The organism is Streptomyces sp. V4I2 (genome assembly GCF_030817655.1).
In the GTDB taxonomy this organism is placed as follows: domain Bacteria; phylum Actinomycetota; class Actinomycetes; order Streptomycetales; family Streptomycetaceae; genus Streptomyces; species Streptomyces plumbiresistens.
This window is the reverse complement of the sequence record NZ_JAUSZM010000003.1, coordinates 7,545,434-7,562,168: the sequence shown is the minus strand read 5'-3', so window position 1 is coordinate 7,562,168 and position 16,735 is coordinate 7,545,434. Positions and strand designations below refer to the sequence as shown.

Below are 16,735 nucleotides of genomic sequence, written 5' to 3'. Positions count from 1 at the left end.
GGCGTTTCGGTCGCTCTCCCGCCGGAAGGGCGCTACTCAGTAAGCGCGCGCGACGATCGCGACGTTACCCGGTGCGTCGCCGTCCTGAGGCACCGACCCGTCCTCGGCGACCAGACACCGTACGGTCACCGCGTGGTCGGCCAGCTTGGCCTCGCCCTCTTCACCGAGGGTCGCCCACGGGATGCGCGCCCAGCCGCCGGCGACGGCGGCCTCGACGGCCTCCTCGATCGTCGACACCTCGGACGTACGGGACTCGCGGCGCTCGCGGGACTGCTTCAGGAGCAGCGCCTGGTCCTCTTCGAGGATCGCGGGGAGGAGGCCGACGAGGGAGTCCAGGGCCACCGGCTCCTTGCCTCCCGGGATGCGGCGGGCCAGCATCGCGGTGCCGTTCTCCAGGTCACGGGGCCCGATCTCGATCCGTACGGGCACGCCCTTCAGCTCCCAGTCGACGGCGCGGCGGCCGAAGGGGGTGTCCACGCGGTCGTCGACCTGGACGCGTACGCCCGCCGCCTTCAGCTGATCGCCGAGCTCGCGGACCTTGGCCAGAACCGCCTCGTCGCCCTTGATGGCGAGGACGACGGCCTGGATCTGCGCCAGGCGCGGCGGGACCCTGAGGCCGTTGTCGTCGCCGTGCATCATCACCAGGGCGCCGATCATGCGCGTGGTCGATCCCCAGGAGGTCTGCCAGACCAGTTCCTGCGTGCCGTCCTTCGACAGGTACGAGGTGTTGAAGGCCTTGGCGAAGTTCTGGCCGAGTTCGTGGCTGGTGGCCATCTGGAGGGCCTTGCCGTCGCCCATCATGCCTTCGAGCGTGAGGGTGTTGATCGCGCCGGCGAACCGCTCCTTGACGGTCTTGCGGCCGGGGACGACGTCCATCGCGAGGACGTTCGCCATGAAGTCCTCGTAGACCTGGCGGTGGATGTGGGCGGCGAAGTCGCGCGCGTCATCGAAGGTGGCGTGCGCGGTGTGGCCCTCCTGCCACAGGAACTCGGTCGTGCGCAGGAACAGGCGGGGCCTGAGCTCCCAACGGACCACGTTCGCCCACTGGTTGATCAGCAGGGGCAGGTCGCGGTAGCTCTGCACCCACTTCGAGAAGTAGTCGTTGATGATCATCTCGGAGGTGGGGCGGACGACCGCCGGCTCCTCCAGCTCCTTGCCGCCGCCGTGCGTGACCACGGCCAGCTCCGGCGCGAACCCCTCGACGTGGTCCGCCTCGCGTGTGAGGTACGACTGCGGGATCAGCAGCGGGAAGTACGCGTTCTGGGTGCCCGTCTCCTTGATGCGGGCGTCCATCTCCGCCTGCATCCGCTCCCACAGCCCGTACCCGTACGGTCGGATCACCATGGTGCCGCGCACCGGACCGTTGTCGGCCAACTCGGCCTTGTTGATCAGATCCTGGTACCAGCGCGGGAAGTCGTCCGCGCGGGGCGTGAGAACGGGAGCCTTTGCCATGGCGCGATCGTACGGGCCCAGGTTGCCGGAATGTGAATTCTCGCCACTGGCACAGTCAACCCACAAGCCGGGCCCGACAACCCCTGGACGAGCGGTCGAGTGCGGAGTTATCTGGCATACGGGGGGAGTGCGAGCGCACGTCACGGGGGCTACGAAATCGGGCACAGCCACAACTCGGCGGATTGGGGCGCTTACCTATGACACCTACGCTCGTGCGGCAGCACCTGCCTCATACGGGAGAGACACCCCGTGTGGACCTCGGTGCACGCGCGCGTGACTGGTCCGAGATCCAGGAGCGGATGCTGGTGCCGCTCTACGAGACCGTCTACGAGCGACTGGAAGTGGGCCCCGCCTCGCGGCTGCTGGGCCTCGGCTGCGGCTCCGGGCTCGCCCTGCTGATAGCGGCCTCCAGAGGGGCCGCGGTGACCGGTGTCGACGACTCCTCGCCCCAGCGGCTGGCCCTCGCCCGGGAGCGGCTGCTGCCGCCGGCGGGGGGCACGCCCGCGCGGGTCGGCACCCGGCTCGTCGAGGGCTCCCCCGAGGACGCGGCCGAGGCGACCGCGTACACCGTGGTGACCGCCTTCGAGCCCATCGGGTGCCTCGCGGGCGACTCCGAAGGGCTCGGTGAGCGGCTCGCCTCGGCGGTACCGCTCGCCGAGCGGGGGGCGCCGGTGGTGCTGGCCGGCTGGGGTCCGCCGGAGCGGTGCGCCACGACGTCCGTGCTGCGGGTGGCCACCAAGCTGTCGGATCCGCTGCGCGGCACGTCCGGCTGGCGCCCCGCCCTGCGGGACGACCTGGAGGAGGTCGCCCACCGGGCCGGCCTCAAGCCGGACGGCTCCGGCCGGGTCGCCTGCCCCTTCGGGTACGCCGACGTCGACAGCGCCGTACGGGGACTGCTGTCGACGGGGCTGTTCGACGCGGCGATCTCGGCGACGGACCAGGTACAGGTCGACAAGGAGCTGGCGGAGGCCCTACATCCGCATCAGCGCCGGGACGGCACGGTGTGGATGCCGAACGTGTTCCGGTACCTGATCGCGCGGGTCCCTTAGACGTCGGCCTCCTTCAGCAGGCGCGTGATTCCGGCGGTCCGGTACGCGTCCGTCTCCTCCAGAGTTCCGTTCGCCAGCAGCGCCTGGGCCAGCGCGTCCAACTGCCCGCGGTGGTCGCGGAGTTTGTGGCAGGCCTCCTCGTAGCACTCGTCGACGATCCGCCGCATCTCGTGCTCGATCGTGTCGAGGGTCCCGGGGGCCGCCGCGAGGCCGTAGGCCTGCTGGGTGTCGTTCGGGAGCGCGGAGAGACGGCCCACGCGCTCGCTCATGCCCCAGCGGGCGACCATGCCGCGCGCGAGGTTGGTGACCTGTTCGAGGTCGTTCTCCGAGCCGGTGGTGACGACCCCGTAGACGACGTGTTCCGCGGCCATGCCGCCGAGCGCGCCGATGATGCGGCCGCGCAGGTACTCCTCGGTGTACGCGTACCGGTCCGCGTCCGGCGTCGAGAGCGTCACGCCGAGCGCCCTGCCGCGCGGCACGGTGGGGATCTTGCGGACCGGGTCGGCGCCCAGTTGCATCTTCTCCAGGGCCTCCGAGAGGTCGGTCCGCGTCACCTGCTCCTGCTTTCGCTTGACGGCCAGCAGGGCCGCCTCATTGGCCAGGTCGGCCAGATCGGCGCCGGTCATGCCCGGGGTCGTACGGGCCACCTGGGCCAGGTCGACGTCCTCGGCGAGCGGGATCTCGCGGGTGTGGATCTCCAGGATGGCCTCGCGGCCGCCCCGGTCCGGGGGCGAGACCATGACCACCCGGTCGAAACGGCCGGGGCGGGTCAGGGCCGGGTCGAGGACATCGGCGCGGTTGGTCGCGGCGATGACGATGACGCCCTCCACGCCTCGTCGTGGCCGCCCGTGCCGGAGCCGCCGCCGCGGGCCCGGCCGATGGTGTCGATCTCGTCGATGAAGATGATCGACGGGGCCACCTTGCGGGCCTCGGCGAACAGTTCACGGACGCGGGAGGCGCCCACGCCCACGATCATCTCGATGAACTCGGAGGCGGACGCCGAGAAGAAGGGCACCCCCGCCTCGCCGGCCACCGCCCTGTCCCGACTCCAGTTCCACCGGCTTGGGCGGGGTCTTGCGGCCGAGCATGCCGCCCGCGCCACCCATGCCCGCGCTCATCCGCCGCGCGATGAAGATCCACAGGACGACCAGGAGCAGCATCGGGGCCGGCGAGATCAGCAGATTGGCCAGAAAGCTGCGCTGTTGGACGACCGGCTCCGCGGTGACGGTGACGTGGGGCGCGCGCGTGTCGCCGCCCCGGGGTCGAGTACGCCGGGGACCAGTACGCCCAAGACCGTTCGGGGCGTGTCAGTGCGCGGACTGAACTCCCGCTCACTGGTCAGGAACGGTGCCCTCGGTGCGCCAGGGCTCGTCGGTACCTGCGGGAACGCGCTGGGGGCGCCCCTCCGTAAAGGAAGGGCGCCCCCAGCGACGTAGGGACGGGCTCAGCGCTGAGCCCGTACAACAGCTGTCAGCCCATGAACTTCTTGAACTCGTCGGGCAGCTCGAAGTCCTGAGGAGCCTGCTGTCCCGGGACGCCGAAGGCGTTGCCGCCCTCGGCGGCGGCCGCGCGGCGGGCGGCCTCCTCCTGCTCCTGCTGCTTGCGCTTCATCGGGTTGCCGGAGCGCTGCTTGCCCTTGGCCTTCTTCGGCTGCTTCTTGGACCGGCCGGGGCCGCCACCCATGCCCGGGACCCCCGGCATGCCGGGCATGCCGCCGCCCTGGGCCATGCGGGACATCATCTTGCGGGCCTCGAAGAACCGCTCGACCAGGCCCTTGACCGCGCTGACGTCGACGCCGGAGCCCTTGGCGATACGGGCGCGGCGCGAGCCGTTGATGATCGTCGGCTCCTGGCGCTCGGCCGGGGTCATCGACTTGATGATGGCGGCCGTGCGGTCGACGTCCCGCTCGTCGAGGTTGTTGATCTGGTCCTTGATCTGGCCCATGCCCGGAAGCATGCCGAGCAGCTTGGAGATGCTGCCCATCTTCCTGACCTGCTCCATCTGGGCCAGGAAGTCGTCCAGGGTGAAGTCCTGGCCCTTCTTGGACGCCAGCTTGGAGGCCATCTGCTGGGCCTCTTCCTGGCTGAACGTCTTCTCCGCCTGCTCGATCAGGGTGAGCAGGTCACCCATGTCGAGGATGCGGGAGGCCATCCGGTCAGGGTGGAAGGCGTCGAAGTCGTCGAGCTTCTCGCCGTTCGACGCGAACATGATCGGCTTGCCGGTGACCGAGGCGATCGACAGGGCCGCACCACCGCGGGCGTCGCCGTCGAGCTTGGACAGCACCACGCCGTCGAAGCCGACGCCGTCGCGGAAGGACTCGGCGGTGTTGACCGCGTCCTGACCGATCATCGCGTCGACGACGAAGAGGATCTCGTCCGGCGAGACCGCGTCCCTGATGTCCGCGGCCTGCTGCATCATGTCGGCGTCGATGCCGAGGCGGCCGGCGGTGTCCACGATCACGATGTCGTGGACCTTGGTCTTCGCGTGCTCGATGGAGTCCTTGGCGACCTTGACCGGGTCGCCCACGCCGTTGCCCGGCTCCGGAGCGTATACGGCCACGCCGGCGCGCTCGGCGACGACGCTGAGCTGGTTGACGGCGTTCGGGCGCTGGAGGTCGGCGGCGACCAGGATGGGCGAGTGGCCCTGCTCCTTCAGCCAGCGGCCGAGCTTGCCCGCGAGGGTGGTCTTACCGGCACCCTGCAGACCCGCCAGCATGATCACGGTCGGCGGCTGCTTGGCGAAGCGCAGACGGCGGGTCTCGCCGCCGAGGATCGTGACGAGCTCCTCGTTCACGATCTTCAGGACCTGCTGGGCGGGGTTCAGTGCCTTGGAGACCTCGGCGCCGAGGGCACGCTCCTTGACGTTCTTGATGAACGTCCGCACGACGGGCAGGGCGACGTCGGCTTCGAGGAGCGCGATGCGGATTTCGCGCGCCGTGGCGTCGATGTCCGCTTCGCTCAAGCGCCCCTTGCCGCGCAAGTTCTTGAAGGTCGCTGATAGGCGATCGGAAAGAGTATCGAACACGGCGGCGTCGGTCCTCGGAGTCGGGGGCAGTGTGAGCGTCTTCCAGGGTATCCGGCCCGGCAAGACAATCGTCCCCGCCCGCTGCACACGGCGGGCGGGGACAGGGTCCCCGCGTCAGCGGGGAAGAGGACGAGAAGGTCAGCCTCGCAGCGTCTCCTCCAGCTTCCGCGCCACGCTCGCCGCCTCCTCGCTGGGCAGCGGCGCGCCCTCGGGGCCGGTCACATAGAAGGCGTCGACCGCGTTCGCGCCGAGCGTGCTGACGTGCGCGCTGCGCATCCGTACGCCCGCCTCCTCCAGCGCGTGGCCGATGCGGTGCAGCAGGCCGGGTACGTCCTGGGCGCGGACCTCGATGACCGTGGCCAGCCGGGACGCGGTCGGGTGGACGGTGACCCGGGGCGGGGGCGCCACGACTCCCCGGCGGCGCGGATAGGCGGCGTCGCGTTCGGCGAGGCGGGCGGTGATGTCGAGGGAGCCGTCCAGGGCGCGTACCAGGTCGGCGCGGAGCCGGGCGGCCTGGGGCAGGGAGCCGTACTCGGCGGCGACCCGCCAGTTCAGCAGCAGGACGGAGCCCTCGACGCCGTCGGGCAGGTCCAGGGCGCGCAGCTCGGCGGTGCGGACCGTCAGGCGGTGCATGGCGAGGACGCCGGCCACCGCGGGCAGCACGCCCGCCTGGTCGGGCACGGCGATGAGCAGTTCGACGCCGAGCGGCTCGGGGTCGCCGGCCGGCTGTTCCTCGGTCGGCGGCGGCTCGGTCTGCGCGCGCAGGGCGAGCACCGGGCCGCCGGTGGCGACCGACTCGATGGCGAGCCGCTCCTGTTCGGCGGTGGGTGCGGCGGACTCGGGCTCGTCCTCCAGGTCTCCGGACAGGACCGCGTGGACCCGCTTGACCAGGTCGGCGACGAGCGAGCCGCGCCAGGACGACCAGGCCGCCGGTCCGGTGGCCAGCGCGTCCGCCTCGGTCAGCGCGTGCAGCAGTTCCAGCGTGCTCTGCGAGCCGACCGCCTCGGCGACCGAGCGCACGGTGGCCGGGTCCTCCAGGTCGCGCCGGGTGGCGGTGTCGATGAGCAGCAGGTGATGGCGTACGAGGGTGGCGAGCACCGTCACGTCCGTGCGGTCGAAGCCGATGCGGGCGGCCACGTCCTTGGCGATGATCTCGCCGGCCACCGAGTGGTCGCCGGGCCAGCCCTTGCCGATGTCGTGCAGCAGCGCGGCCACCAGGAGGAGGTCGGGGCGGCTGACGCGGCGGGTGAACTCTGAGGCGCGGACGGCGGTCTCGATGAGGTGCCGGTCGACGGTCCAGACGTGCACGGCGTTGCGCTGCGGCCGGCAGCGCACCCGCTCCCAGTCGGGCAGCAGGCGGGTGATCAGGCCCTCGGCCTCCAAGGCCTCCCACACGTCGATGGTGGGCTGGCCGGAGCCGAGCAGGGTCACGAGTTGTTCGCGCGCCTCGGCGGGCCAGGGCGAGGGCAGCGGGCGCGCGGCGCCCGCCATGCGCCGTACGGCGTGCAGGGAGAGCGGAAGACCGGCCTGCGCGGCGGCGGCCGCGGCACGCAGGGGGAGCACGGGGTCGCGTTCGGGGCGCGCGGCACGGGCAAGCACCACCTCGCCGTCCTGCTCCACGACCCCCTCGGCCAGCGGCGAGCGGTCGACGACCGGCTTGCCGCCCCCGAGCATGGCGCGCAGACGCGGCCGCACGGCGCGCGACCTGAGGACGCGCCCCACTTCCCGCCAGGTGACATCACTGGCGTACGAGATGACCCGCGCCGCCTCGTACACCTGCCGCAGCAGCGTGTCGGCGTCGAGCAGGCCGAGCTCGGCCGCGACCTGGTCCTGCTCCTGGAGTGCGAGCCGGTCGGTCGCCCGCCCGGTCGTCAGGTGCAGGGCGTCACGGACGTCGAGGAGCCGGCGCCGGGCGTCGTCGAGGCCCTCGCGCGGGGCGTCGGCCAGCCAGGAGGCGGCGACGGCGCGCAGGGCGGTGGCGTCGCGCAGGCCGCCACGGGCCTCCTTGAGATCGGGTTCCAGGAGGTACTGCAGCTCACCCTGCCGCTCGGCGCGCTCGGCGCACAGCTCCTGGAGCTCGGGGAGACGTTTCGGTGCCTGGTTGCGCCAGTCGGCGAGGACGGCCGTACGCAATCCGGCGGTGAGGCCGAGGTCGCCCGCGAGGTGCCGGGCGTCCAGCAGACCCAGCTGCACCTTCAGGTCCTCGCCGGCGGTCTTGCGGGCCTCGGCCGGTGTCCGCACGGAGTGGTCGAGGGCGAGGCCGAGGTCCCAGACGGGGTACCACATGCGGTCGGCCAGGGCGGCGACCGCGTCGGAGTCGCTGCCGTCGTGCAGCAGGAGCAGGTCCAGGTCGCTGCGTGGGGACAGTTCACCGCGTCCGTAGCCGCCGACGGCGATCAGGGAGACCCCGCGCAGCTCCTCCCCCGCCGCGCTGAAGAGCCCCGACAGCCAGTCGTCGGTCAGTTCGGCGAGGGCAGCACGGCGCGGCGGCCCGGACCGCGCCCCCTCGGTGAGGAGGCGCAGCCGGGCCGCCGCGTAGCCGCTGGGTCCCGAGTCATCTGCATCCTTGCGCACGTCCGTACTCGTCACCCAGTGGCTCCTGTTCTGTTCTTCTGTCAGAGCGCGTCCGGGCCGCGCTCGCCGGTGCGGACCCGTACGGCGGTCTCGACCGGGAGGGACCAGACCTTGCCGTCACCGATCTTGCCGGTGCGGGCCGCCTTGACGATGACGTCGATGAGACCCTCGGCGTCGTCGTCCTCGGCCAGCACCTCGATGCGGATCTTGGGGACCAGGTCGACCGTGTACTCAGCACCGCGGTAGACCTCGGTGTGACCCCGCTGACGACCGTATCCGCTCGCCTCGGTGACCGTCAGTCCGTGGACCCCGAAGGCCTGGAGGGCTTCCTTGATCTCGTCGAGCCGGTGAGGCTTCACGACGGCGGTGATGAGCTTCATGCGTCCACCTTCTTGGACTCAGACGCGGGCGGGGCCGGGACGGCGCCGCGGTCGTAGCCACCGCCGGCGCCACTGAAGTCGTATGCGGTCTCGGCGTGCTCGGCCTGGTCGATACCGGCGACCTCCACGTCCTCGGGAACCCGCATGCCGATCGTCTTGTCGATGAGGAACGCGAGGACCGCGGAGGCGATCAGCGAGTAGGCGAGGACCGCGAAGACACCGGCGCACTGCTTCCAGAACTGGTCCAGGCCGCCGCCGTAGAAGAGGCCCTCGACCTCGGACTGGCCCTTGCCGCTGGCGAGGAGGCCGATCAGCAGGGAGCCGACGACACCGCCGACCAGGTGGACACCGACGACGTCGAGCGAGTCGTCGTAGCCGAGCTTGTACTTCAGGCCGACGGCCATGGCGCACAGGACACCGGCGATGACACCGACGGCGATCGCACCGAGCGGGGAGACGGCACCACCCGACGGGGTGATGGCGACGAGGCCCGCGACGGCACCGGAAGCCGCGCCCAGCGTGGTGAACGCGCCGTGGCGGATCTTCTCGTAGATCAGCCAGGCCAGCATGGCGGCGGCGGTGGCGACCTGCGTGTTGACGAACATCAGCGCGCCGACACCGTCGTCGTTGCCGAGCCACGAGCCGGCGTTGAAGCCGAACCAGCCGAACCACAGCAGGCCGGAGCCGAGCATGACCAGCGGGAGGCTGTGCGGGCGCATCGGGTCCTTCTTGAACCCGACCCGCTTGCCGATGACCAGGATCACGCCGAGCGCCGCGGCACCCGCGTTGATGTGGACCGCCGTACCGCCGGCGAAGTCGATGACGCCCAGTTCGAAGGCCCAGCCACCGGCGCCCCAGACCCAGTGCGCGACCGGGAAGTAGACGACCGTGGCCCACAGGGCGACGAACAGCGCCCACGCGGTGAACTTCACGCGGTCCGCGAGAGCACCGCTGATCAGGGCGGGGGTGATGATGGCGAACATCATCTGGAAGATCATGAAGACGAAGATCGGGATGGTGTAGCCGTCCCACAGCTCCGTCAGGCCGATGTTGCTGAGGCCGACCCAGTCGGAGTTCCATCCGATGATGCTGCCGGAGTCAGTACCAAAAGCCATGGAGAAGCCGTACAGCACCCACAGGATGGTGACGATCCCGATGCTGATGAAACTCATCATCAGCATGTTCAGAGTGCTTTTGACGCGGACCATGCCTCCATAGAAGAAGGCAAGACCCGGAGTCATGATCAGCACCAGGGCAGAACAGATGAGCATGAAGCCCGTGTTGGCGGCAGACAGCGTGGGCGCTTCTGCGGCGAGCGTGATGGCTGCTGGTGCCATCGGCGTCTCCTCGTCGTTGGTACGGCCCCGTGCGGGCGAAGCCTGAGCGGATTCCGGGGATGGGCCGGTTATGCGCCATGAGATTGACGCAGCGCCGTTTCGATGGAAGCCCCTCATTGTTTCGCCGCCGTGACGAAGGCGCCTGGCGTGTTACGCGTCGATGAACTGGCGGATAGGAGCCGAGTCGATCGTTATCGTGGCGCAACCTTCGGTCGAGGAAAGAAACCGGCCGCGGCCGGCCTTCCGATGACCTGGCACGGGGGAGCCGAGTCGGGCAGTTCGGGAGGGCCGGCCACGGCCGGGGTTCAGGGGTTCTCCTGGGATCTCAGACCGCCTCGGTGGTCTCGGGGAGCTCGATGGCGAGCTGCTCGGTGAGGTCCACGACCTCGGCGAGATCACCGAAATCGCGTACAGCCGTGTCGACCGTCTTTCGAATACGAGTGTTGACGCGCTCGGAGCGCACTTTCTTGGCTTCCAGCATGGCCTTCGAGGCCAGCTGCGCGCTCCGCTCGGGCTCCCGCTGGAGCAGGTGGACCGTGGCCATACCGATCAGATTGAGTGCGTACGAACGCTGGTGATCGGAGTCCTCGGCGAAGAGCTCGACGGCTCGCTGCATGAGGGGCTCGGCCAGGGAGGCGTAGGTGGGGCTGCGACCGGCGACATAGGCGAGGTCGCGGTAGGAGTGGGAGTTCTCGCCGTACAGCTCGGCCTCGGAGAAGAAGCCGATCCAGTCGGGGTCCGGCTCGTCCCACTCGCCGGCGTCGGCGAAGGTGTCCTCGGCCATCCGGACCGCCCTCTTGCACTTGCCGGGCTGCCCCATGTTGGCGTAGGCGCGGGCCTCCATCGCATACAGCATGGACTGGGTGCGCGGGCTCGCGCAGTCCCGGCTGCCGTACTGCGCGAGGTGGATCAGTTCCAGGGCGTCCTCGGGCCGCCCGAGGTGGATCATCTGGCGGCTCATGCTGGACAGGATGTACGAGCCGAGCGGCTTGTCGCCCGCCTCCTTGGCGGCGTGCAGGGCGAGGACGAAGTACTTCTGGGCGGTGGGCTGCAGCCCGACGTCGTACGACATCCAGCCGGCCAGTTCCGCGAGCTCGGCGGCGACCTTGAAGAGCTTCCGGGCGGTGGCCTCGGGCTGTGACTCCTGGAGGAGGTCGGTCACCTCGTGCAGCTGGCCGACGACCGCCTTGCGGCGCAGGCCGCCGCCGCACTGGGCGTCCCACTGGCGGAACATCACCGTCGTCGACTCGAGGAGGTCCAGCTCGGGCCTGGAGAGCCGGCCGCGGCGGGCCGAGACCGCCGAGGACCCGGACGGCTCGGGCTCGTGGTGCGGGGACGGGGGCGCGGGCACCAGCCAGCGCTGCATGGGCTCGATGAGGGACGGGCCCGCGGACAGGGCCAGCGAGGTCCCGAGGAAGCCGCGCCGCGCCAGCATCAGGTCGCTGCGCGAGAACTCGCTGAGCAGGGCCACCGTCTGCGGGCCGGTCCAGGGCAGGTCGACGCCGGTCGCGGAGGGTGACTGGCGGGCGGTGCGCAGGCCGAGATCCTCGACGGAGACGACACAGCCGAACCGCTCCGAGAACAGCTCGGACAGGATCCGGGGGATCGGCTCGCGGGGGTTCTCGCCGTCCAGCCAGCGGCGTACGCGCGAGGTGTCGGTGGAGATGTGGTTGGCGCCCAACTGGCGGGCCCGGCGGTTGACCTGGCGGGCGAGCTCGCCCTTGGACCAGCCGCTGCGCACGAACCACGAAGTGAGCAGCTCATTGGGGCGCTTGTCAGCGTTCGTTGCGTTTGCCGCGCTCGTCCCGCTACCGCCGTTGCCGCTCACTGGAACGCCCCCATCCCTGAGACCACTTGTCACTGAGTGCGCCAAGCCTTATCAGAATGCCGGTAAATACGGCCGTCCGTCCGGCGGTTGCCGCCCTTCGAACAGAAAGCCGAGTTGCCTCCGGCATACCCATGAGTGCATGTGCCCCCAGGCCTCATGCACTCAAAGTAATCCTACGATCACGCGTCCAGCCATGGCGATCCCGGAAACGCCACCATTCGCCACCCCTTCGAATGAACTCACGACCGCCTCCACACGATTCACTTGACAGAGCATGGCCGGGAGTGGGCGGAGCGATGCACTCAGGGGCGCGCGTTGGTGAGCACGCCACCCAGGGTGCTTCCGAGCGCCGCCATGACCCGGACGTGGCAGCGGGAAGGGCAACGGAGAGTCACAGTTCGCGTTCGTCGCGTAACCACCGGCACGCCGGACACGTTGGAGGGGGCATGGGCTTCACGATCGGCGGCATTCGGGAGATCCGCTCCGGTTCACGTCGGCGCGGCCGCTCGTCGGAGTGCACGACCGTCGCCGAGTTCACCGGACTCTGGGGCTGGGACGTCGTCCCGGGGGCGCGCGCCGCGGCGGGTGCCTGCTCGTGCGGGCGCGCGGACTGCGCCGCCCCGGGCGCCCATCCTCTGGACTTCGCGCCACCCGTCCCGGCCGGCGCGACCCTCGACGACGTCACCAAGGCCTGGGCGGAGTTCCCCGGCGCCGCGGTGATGCTGCCGGTCGGCCAGGCGTTCGACGTGATCGAGGTGGCCGAACCGGCCGGGCGCCGCGCCCTGGTCCGCCTGGAGCGCATGGGCCTCCCCCTCGGCCCGGTCACCGCCGGCCCCGAGGGCCGTGCCCACTTCTTCGTCGCCCCCGGCGCCGCCGCCGAACTCCCCGGGCTCCTCTACCGCATGGGCTGGGACGACCCCACCTCCCTCGACCTCCACGGCCTCGGCCCCGGCACCCACATCACGGCTCCGCCGTCCGACCGCGGCGGCCTGGGTCCGGCACGCTGGCTGCGGCCGCCGTCACTGGACACGGCGACGAAGCCGCCGGCGGCGCGGTTGCTGCTGGGGACGCTGGCTTACGTGGCGCACCGGTCGCGCGCATAGTCGTACACAGCGAAGCGCCCGTCCCCGACTGCACCTCGGGGGCGGGCGCTTCTTCGACCACATACGGACATCCGTAACCGCTGGTCACTCGCCGATAAGGGCATCCACGAACGCTTCCGGCTCGAACGGCGCCAGGTCGTCGGCGCCCTCTCCCAGGCCGACCAGCTTGACCGGCACACCCAGCTCGCGCTGCACCGCGACGACGATGCCGCCCTTCGCCGTGCCGTCCAGCTTGGTGAGGACGATGCCGGTGATGTCGACGACCTCGGCGAAGACCCTGGCCTGCACGAGACCGTTCTGGCCCGTCGTCGCGTCGAGGACGAGCAGGATCTCGTCCAGCGGGGCGTGCTTCTCGACGACGCGCTTGACCTTGCCGAGCTCGTCCATGAGGCCGGTCTTGGTGTGCAGGCGCCCGGCGGTGTCGATGAGCACGACGTCCGCGCCCATCTCCTTGCCCTCTTTGACCGCGTCGAAGGCGACGGAGGCCGGGTCGCCGGCCTCGGGGCCGCGCACGGTGTGGGCGCCGACCCGGTCGCCCCAGGTCTGCAGCTGGTCGGCGGCGGCGGCCCGGAAGGTGTCGGCGGCACCGAGCACGACACTGCGGCCGTCGGCCACCAGGACGCGGGCGAGCTTGCCGGTGGTGGTGGTCTTGCCGGTGCCGTTGACACCGACGACCATCACGATGCCGGGCTTGCTGGCCTCCGGCTCGGTCCTGACCGTACGGTCGACGTCGGTACCGACGAGCTTGAGCAGCTCCTCGCGCAGCAGGGCGCGCAGCTCCTCCGGCGTGCGGGTGCCGAGCACCTTCACGCGCTCGCGCAGGCGTTCGACCAGCTCCTGGGTGGGCGTGACGCCGACGTCGGCGGTGAGCAGGATGTCCTCGATCTCCTCCCAGGTGTCCTCGTCGAGGTGCTCGCGCGCCAGCAGCGTGAGCAGGCCCTTGCCGAGGGCGTTCTGCGAGCGCGAGAGGCGGGCGCGCAGACGGACCAGGCGGCCCTCGGTCGGCTCGGGGATCTCGATCTGGGGGGCTTCAACAGAGGGAGGCTCCTCCACGACGACGGGAGCCGAGCCGTCCGGGAGGTCCACCTCCTCTATCGTCCGGCGCGGTTCGTCGCGCGGCGTCTCGGCCTCGTCGCCGACGTGCGGCTCGGCCGGAGGGGCGGTGATGTCGGGGGCGGTGGGCGGCGGCGGGGGCAGCGGCTTCCTGCGCCGGCTGCCGACGACGAGCCCGCCGAGCACACCGAGCAGGACCACGGCGATGACTACAGCAAGGATGACGGTTTCCATAACGGCTCCAGTATGCGTGACCCCTCCCCGCCAGGTCCGTCGCCCGCGCCTCCGAACGGGGCACGGAAGGGGCACGGAACGGAGGCGGGCCCTACCCCTGGTTACCTGACGAACCGTCAGTTAATCTCCCCCCGCACCGGCACCCCACCCACCCGGCGAAGGGGGCTCCCATGCCCGTCACGGTCGTCCGTTTCAACCTCGTAGAACCCGGCGCCACCCCCGCCTCGCTCGGCGCCCGCTACCGGGCCGCCCTGGAGATGGCCGCGTACGCCGACGACCACGGGATCACCACCGTGCAGACCGAGGAGCACCACGGCGTCGACAACAACTGGCTGCCCTCGCCGTTCGCCTTCGCGGGCGCGGTCTTCGGCGCCACGCGCCGGATCGCGGTGACCGTCTCGGCGGTCATCGGGCCGTTGCACGACCCGCTGCGGCTGGCGGAGGACATCGCCGTACTGGACCTGCTGAGCGGCGGGCGGCTGGTGACGGTCGCCGGGATCGGATACCGGCCCGAGGAGTACGCGCAGTTCGACGTGGAGTGGAAGCGGCGGGGGCGGCTCCAGGACGAGTTGCTGGAGACGCTGCTGAAGGCGTGGACGGGTGAGCCCTTCGCGTACCGGGGCCGTACGGTACGGGTCACCCCGCGCCCGTACTCCGACCCGCACCCCCTGCTCCTGGTCGGCGGCTCCTCGAAGGCCGCCGCCCGCCGGGCCGCCCGGCTCGGCCTGCCCTTCTTCCCCAGCGCGCATCTGCCGGAGCTGGAGGCGTACTACAAGGAGCGGCTGGTGGAGTACGGCACCGAGGGCTGGACCATGATGCCCGCCGCCGAGACTCCCCTGATCCACCTCGCCGAGGACCCGGACGGGGCGTGGGCCGCGCACGGCGAGCACTTCCTGCACGAGGCCCGGACGTACGCCTCCTGGCAGTCCGGCGACATCCGCTCGGCGGTGAGGTCGGCGGCCACGACGGTGGACGAGCTGCGCGCCGAGGGCGTGTACCGGATCCTCACACCTGACGAGTGCCTGGACCAGGGCCTGGACAACCTCGTCCTGCATCCGCTGGCGGGCGGGATGCCGGTGGACGAGGGGTGGCGCAGTCTGCGGCTGTTCTGCGAGAACGTACTGCCCCGGCTCGGACCGTGAAGGCCGGGTGAGCCGGGGCAGTACGTCCTACGGGTGTCGAGGAGCCGGCAGCGGGGACTTGGCCCGGCTCCTCGAGTGCGAGGGCCTCGGTACGAGGCTCAGCCCATCTCCTCCAGCGCCTTGCCCTTCGTCTCCTTGACGTACTTGAGGACGAAGGGGATGGAGAGCGCGGCGAAGACCGTGTAGATCACGTAGGTGAAGGAGAGGTTCCAGTCGGCCAGCGACGGGAAGCTCGCGGTGATGGCCCAGTTGGCGATCCACTGCGCGGCGGCTGCCACACCCAGGGCGGCGGCGCGGATCCGGTTCGGGAACATCTCGCCGAGGAAGACCCAGACGACCACACCCCAGGACAGGGCGAAGAAGAGCACGAACACGTGGGCGGCGATCAGGGCGATCCAGCCCTGGGTGGCCGGCAGCTTGCCGTCGACCAGGTCGAAGGAGAACGCCCAGGCCTCCAGCGCGAGGCCGATCACCATGCCGACGGAGCCGATGAGGGCCAGCGGCCTGCGGCCGACGCGGTCGACGAAGATCATGGCGATGACGGTGCCGACGATGTTGATGATCGACGTCGTGAAGGAGTAGAAGAACGAGTCCGTCGGGTCGACGCCGACCGACTGCCACAGCGTCGAGGAGTAGTAGAAGGCGACGTTGATGCCGACGAACTGCTGGAAGACCGACAGGCCGATGCCGACCCAGACGATCGGCTTGAAGAAGAAGGAGCCGCCGAGCAGGTCCTTGAAGGTGGACTTGTGCTCGCTGGTCATCGCGTGCTCGATCTCGGTGACGCGGGCGTCCAGGTCGACGCTCTTGCCCTCGACCTCTTCGAGGATCTCGCGGGCCCGCTCGTGCTTGCCGACGGAGATCAGGAAGCGGGGGGACTCGGGGATCGCGAAGGAGAGCAGGCCGTAGAGGACGGCCGGGATCACCATGACGCCGAGCATGACCTGCCAGGCCTCCAGGCCCATGAGCTTGCCGCGCTGGTCGCCGCCGGCGGCGTTCAGCAGACCCCAGTTGACCAGCTGGGAGATCGCGATGCCGATGACGATCGCGGCCTGCTGGAAGGAGCCGAGCCGGCCGCGGTAGGCCGGCGGGGCGACCTCGGCGATGTAGGCGGGGCCGATCACGGAGGCCATGCCGATGGCGAAGCCACCGATGACCCGCCAGAAGGCGAGGTCGTACAGCGAGAAGGGGAGCGCCGAGCCGACGGCGCTGACCGTGAAGAGGACGGCCGATATCTGCATGCAACGGATGCGGCCGATGCGGTCGGCGATGCGACCCGCGGTCGCGGCGCCGATGGCGCAGCCGATGAGGGCGATGGCGATGACCTGGGCCAGCGCCGCGGAGCCGATGTCGTAGCGGTCCCGGATGGCCTCGACGGCGCCGTTGATCACGGAGCTGTCGTAGCCGAAGAGGAAACCGCCCATCGCGGCCGCCGCCGCGATGAAGATGACATGCCCGAGATGATCGGGATGAGCCGAAGCGGCTCCTGACTTGGGTGCCGACGCTGTGCTGGTCACGTGTACTCCTCGGGCCACCGGCAACGCTGCCGGAGTGGGGTG

Annotated in this window: 11 protein-coding genes and 1 pseudogene; 3 read left to right on the top strand and 9 right to left on the bottom strand. The window is 70.6% G+C overall.

Features of this window, described 5'->3' with window-relative positions; translation table 11 throughout:
- Positions 1–36: 36 nt before the first annotated feature.
- Positions 37–1,452 carry a proline--tRNA ligase gene (proS, locus tag QFZ76_RS35705; protein ID WP_307677548.1) on the bottom strand — a complete coding sequence of 472 codons (1,416 nt, stop codon included), beginning with the start codon at positions 1,450–1,452 and terminating at the stop codon, positions 37–39.
- A gap of 197 nt (positions 1,453–1,649) precedes the next feature.
- Here proS and QFZ76_RS35700 point away from each other — a divergent pair, with 197 nt between their 5' ends.
- A complete protein-coding gene (locus tag QFZ76_RS35700) occupies positions 1,650–2,501 on the top strand; it encodes an SAM-dependent methyltransferase (RefSeq protein WP_307677547.1) in 852 nt (283 codons plus the stop codon).
- Here the strand turns inward: QFZ76_RS35700 and QFZ76_RS35695 are convergent.
- The 6 genes and pseudogenes from QFZ76_RS35695 to QFZ76_RS35670 form a co-directional block, all read right to left on the bottom strand.
- Positions 2,498–3,736: pseudogene (locus QFZ76_RS35695) on the bottom strand (AAA family ATPase); the annotation flags it as partial. The gene QFZ76_RS35700 and the pseudogene QFZ76_RS35695 overlap by 4 nt on opposite strands.
- A 235-nt stretch (positions 3,737–3,971) precedes the next feature.
- Positions 3,972–5,525: a signal recognition particle protein gene (gene ffh / locus QFZ76_RS35690; RefSeq protein WP_307677546.1), complete on the bottom strand. Its 1,554-nt coding sequence runs from the start codon at positions 5,523–5,525 to the stop codon at positions 3,972–3,974.
- 138 nt (positions 5,526–5,663) lie between these two features.
- On the bottom strand, positions 5,664–8,114 hold the full coding sequence (locus QFZ76_RS35685) for a [protein-PII] uridylyltransferase (RefSeq protein ID WP_307677545.1): 2,451 nt from the start codon (positions 8,112–8,114) through the stop codon (positions 5,664–5,666).
- Between the two features lie 26 nt (positions 8,115–8,140).
- Positions 8,141–8,479, bottom strand: a complete 339-nt coding sequence (locus QFZ76_RS35680) for a P-II family nitrogen regulator (protein ID WP_006379495.1) — start codon at positions 8,477–8,479, stop codon at positions 8,141–8,143.
- Positions 8,476–9,816, bottom strand: coding sequence for an ammonium transporter (locus tag QFZ76_RS35675; protein ID WP_307677544.1), 1,341 nt, complete (start codon positions 9,814–9,816; stop codon positions 8,476–8,478). Before QFZ76_RS35675 ends, QFZ76_RS35680 begins: the two co-directional genes overlap by 4 nt.
- Before the next feature lie 325 nt (positions 9,817–10,141).
- Positions 10,142–11,644, bottom strand: coding sequence for a hypothetical protein (locus QFZ76_RS35670; RefSeq protein ID WP_307677543.1), 1,503 nt, complete (start codon positions 11,642–11,644; stop codon positions 10,142–10,144).
- Between the two features lie 446 nt (positions 11,645–12,090).
- Between QFZ76_RS35670 and QFZ76_RS35665 the strand changes: the two genes are divergently transcribed.
- Positions 12,091–12,747, top strand: coding sequence for a bifunctional DNA primase/polymerase (locus QFZ76_RS35665; protein WP_307677542.1), 657 nt, complete (start codon positions 12,091–12,093; stop codon positions 12,745–12,747).
- An 84-nt stretch (positions 12,748–12,831) separates the two neighbouring features.
- Here the strand turns inward: QFZ76_RS35665 and ftsY are convergent, their stop codons facing one another.
- Positions 12,832–14,034: a signal recognition particle-docking protein FtsY gene (gene ftsY / locus QFZ76_RS35660; protein WP_307677541.1), complete on the bottom strand. Its 1,203-nt coding sequence runs from the start codon at positions 14,032–14,034 to the stop codon at positions 12,832–12,834.
- 170 nt (positions 14,035–14,204) lie between these two features.
- On the opposite strand from ftsY, the gene QFZ76_RS35655 reads away from it, so the two are divergent.
- Positions 14,205–15,176, top strand: a complete 972-nt coding sequence (locus QFZ76_RS35655) for an LLM class flavin-dependent oxidoreductase (RefSeq protein WP_307677540.1) — start codon at positions 14,205–14,207, stop codon at positions 15,174–15,176.
- Between the two features lie 98 nt (positions 15,177–15,274).
- On the opposite strand, the gene QFZ76_RS35650 is transcribed toward QFZ76_RS35655, so the two are convergent.
- Positions 15,275–16,693: a sugar porter family MFS transporter gene (locus QFZ76_RS35650; RefSeq protein ID WP_307677539.1), complete on the bottom strand. Its 1,419-nt coding sequence runs from the start codon at positions 16,691–16,693 to the stop codon at positions 15,275–15,277.
- Between the last annotated feature and the right edge of the window lie 42 nt (positions 16,694–16,735).